Below are 3,057 nucleotides of genomic sequence, written 5' to 3' on the forward strand. Positions count from 1 at the left end.
GAACTGACCTGCGGCGGGCTGCCATTCGCGTCCGGCGCCGCCGACGCCGTGCTGTTCAGCGAGGTGATCGAGCACCTGGTGGACCCGGACGGGGCCCTGGAGGAGATCCGCCGCGTGCTGCGCCCCGGCGGCCATCTCCTGCTGTCCACGCCCAACTTGGCGGCCTGGTACAACCGCGCGCTGCTGCTGGCCGGGGTGCAGCCCGTCTTCTCGGAAGTGAGCTTGCGTCAGATCCACGGCCGGCCGGGCAGCGCCGTCGTGGGCCATCTGCGGCTGTTCACGGCGCGGGCGCTGCGCGGCCTGCTCGCCGCGTCCGGGTTCGCGCCCGTGGAGCTGGACGGGGCCCCGTACCACGACGTGCCCCGGCCGCTGCGCCCGCTGGACCGCGCGGCCTGCCGGGCGCCGTCGCTCGCCTCGATCCTGCTGGCGCACGCGCGGAAGGCGTAGCCGTGCTGTGGGGCGTACTGGCGGCGCTGCTGGCGAACGTCGCGTACAGCGCGGGCTTCGTCCTGGAGAAGCGCGCCCTCACCGGGCTTCCGGCGCTCAGCTCCGGCAGGCCGCTCCGAGCGGTGCGGCTGCTGCTCGGCAGCCCGCTGTGGATCGGCGGCTCGTGCGCGCTCGCGCTGGGCTTCGCCGCCCAGCTGGCGGTCTACCGCACCCTGCCCATCGCCGCCGCGCAGGGCCTGTTCGTCTCCGGGATGGTGCTGCTGCTCCTGCTGTCCTCCGTCGTCCTGGGGGAGCGTACGAGCGCCCGCGAGCGGCGCTCCATCGCCGGAATCCTCTGCGCGCTCCTCATGGTCGTCGCCTCGCTCCAAGGCGCGGCCGACCCCATCAGCCGCTCCGCGCCGACCGGCACGCTGCTCGCCGTCTGCCTGCCCTCGCTGGCGGCTGGGCTGCTGCTGTACGGGGCCGCCGAACGGCGCGCCGGGCGCGGGCAGCGGCCTACGGGCGTGGGGTACGGGTCGGCGGTCGGCCTGCTGTACGGGGTGAGCTCGCTGGCCATCAAGGGCGTGTCGGGGCTGCTGACCACGCACAGCGTCGGCGGCGCGGCCCTCGACCTGCTGGCCTCGCCCTACCCGTATCTGCTGCTGTTCACCGGGGCGACCGGGCTGGTGCTGTCGCAGACCGCCTTGCAGCGCTGCCGCGCCTCCCTGATCGTGCCCGTGTGCACGACGGTCACCTCCGTCTTCACGGTCGCCTGCGGCACGTTCGCGTTCGGCGAGCCGCTGCCCGCCGATCCGGTGCGCCTCGCGCTGCGCCTGGGCGGGACCGCGCTGGCCGTGGCGGTCCTCCTGACCCTGCCGCGCGAGGACACTCCCCAGACGAGTCAACACCCCCTTGCCTCAAAGGACTTGAACAGAAAGGACGTGCGCCATGAAGCCTGACGACCCCCTGCTGAAAATCCTCGCCTGTCCGCTCGACAAGGGCCCGCTCTCCCTCGTCGAGACCGAGAACCTCCTCTACAACCCGCGGCTGCGCCGCCGCTACCCCATCGTCGACGGCATCCCGCAGCTCCTCCCCTCCAGCGGCGAACCGGTCTCCGACGACGAGCACGAGCGGCTGCTGAAACAGATCGGCGCCTCGTGACCCTCGCCGCCCGCTGCGCCCGGCGGCTGCCGCCCCGGATGGTCGCCGCGACCGCCGCCCGGCTCTATCCGCGCTTCGAACCGGAGCTGCGCCGACTCCCGGACTTCTGCCCGCGCGGCGGCACCGCCGTCGACGTGGGCGGCTGGTACGGGCCGTGGGCGCGGCCCCTGGCCCGGCGCGCCGACCGGGTCGTCGCCGTGGAGCCGGTACCGCACCTGGCCCGCGCGCTGGCCGCCACCGCACCCGGCAACGTCGAGGTCGTGCAGGCCGCGGCGGCCGACCGGTCCGGCGTGGCCACGCTCTGGCTGCCCCCGGACGGGCGCGGCGACCGCGGCGTCTCCTCGCTCGTACGCCGCCCCGTGCACGGCGCGGCGCTCACCGTGCCGTGCCTGGCCCTGGACGACCTGGCGCTCACCGGCGTGACCCTGCTCAAAGTGGACGTGGACGGCGGCGAGGCGGCCGTGCTGCGCGGCGCGCGGCGGCTGCTGCGCCGCGAGCGCCCCGCGCTCTTCGTCGAGCTGGAGTGCCGCATCCAGCCGCCCGGCCCGGTGCTCGCGCTGCTGGCGGAGCACGGCTACCAGGGGTGGGTGCTGCCCGGCGGCGAGTGGGTGCCGCTCGCGGAGTTCGACCTGGCCGCCCACCAGGCCCGCACGGCCCATGTCGCCGACCACGGGCTGCTGCGCCGCTCGCTGGCGCCGGGCCGGCCCCGTTACGTGAACTCGGTGCTGTTCCTCCCCGACACCGAGCGGCCCGGCGAGGCGTGCGTGCGCGACGATGGGGCGCATGAGCTCCACGCGTGACCCCTCCGCCGCCCAGCCGCCGCCGTTCGGCCCGCTCCAGTTCCAGCTCGTACTGCTGCGCCGGATGGCCGACCATCAGCCGGGCCTGGTCGAGGACGCGCTGCGCGAACTGGGCGTGGAGCGCCCGGAGATGCGCGAGGCGAACCGCCGCTGGCAGGCCATGCTGCACTCGTCGAGGCGGCGCGGCGCGGCATCCCGCTACCGCTCGGTGCTGGGCCCGCCCGAGGCCGTGGCGGAGCGCCGCGTCGGCGATCTGAGCTGCGAGGCGCTGACCTGGCCGGTGCCGCTCTGGCCGGACCTGCGGTTCGAGGTGCTGACCGCGCCGGGCGGCGGCGTGTGGAACGAGTGGCTGGTCCGCGCCCCGGGCGCCGCGGGCCCCGCCCTCCGTACGGTTGAGGACCTGCGCCCGTGGACGTGCACGGTCGACGAGGCGGCGCGGGCCTTCGCCCCGGCCCGCCCGATGGAGGGCACGGCGCCGACCCGCTGGCAGCTGGCGTTCACGGCGCCGGACGCGGCGGGGGCGCGGCGGCAGTGCGTCGCGGAGTTCACGTGGGGGCTGCTGCAACGGGTGGCGGTGGGGGCGGACGCGGTGGGGCGCTTCCCCGCGTGAGGGGGAGGCTGACACATCGCGGAGGCGGGGCGGCGCACGGCCCGTGAGAGCCATGTGCGC

5 protein-coding genes are annotated in these 3,057 nt (G+C 75.9%); all 5 read left to right on the forward strand.

Annotated features, from left to right (window positions below; genetic code table 11):
• The coding region (locus ACFU99_RS39050) for a class I SAM-dependent methyltransferase (RefSeq protein ID WP_384402101.1) at positions 1-447 on the forward strand (447 nt) is incomplete at its 5' end.
• A 2-nt stretch (positions 448-449) separates the two neighbouring features.
• Positions 450-1,385, forward strand: coding sequence for a DMT family transporter (locus ACFU99_RS39055; protein ID WP_384402104.1), 936 nt, complete (start codon positions 450-452; stop codon positions 1,383-1,385).
• Entirely contained in the window at positions 1,375-1,587 is a 213-nt protein-coding gene (locus ACFU99_RS39060) for a Trm112 family protein (protein WP_384402107.1), read from the forward strand. Before ACFU99_RS39055 ends, ACFU99_RS39060 begins: the two co-directional genes overlap by 11 nt.
• Entirely contained in the window at positions 1,584-2,387 is an 804-nt protein-coding gene (locus tag ACFU99_RS39065; RefSeq protein ID WP_384402110.1) for an FkbM family methyltransferase, read from the forward strand. The genes ACFU99_RS39060 and ACFU99_RS39065 overlap by 4 nt, the downstream gene beginning before the upstream one ends.
• Entirely contained in the window at positions 2,362-2,997 is a 636-nt protein-coding gene (locus ACFU99_RS39070; RefSeq protein ID WP_384402113.1) for a hypothetical protein, read from the forward strand. The genes ACFU99_RS39065 and ACFU99_RS39070 overlap by 26 nt, the downstream gene beginning before the upstream one ends.
• Positions 2,998-3,057: the final 60 nt, after the last annotated feature.

Source organism: Streptomyces sp. NPDC057654, from assembly GCF_042800135.1.
GTDB lineage: Bacteria > Actinomycetota > Actinomycetes > Streptomycetales > Streptomycetaceae > Streptomyces.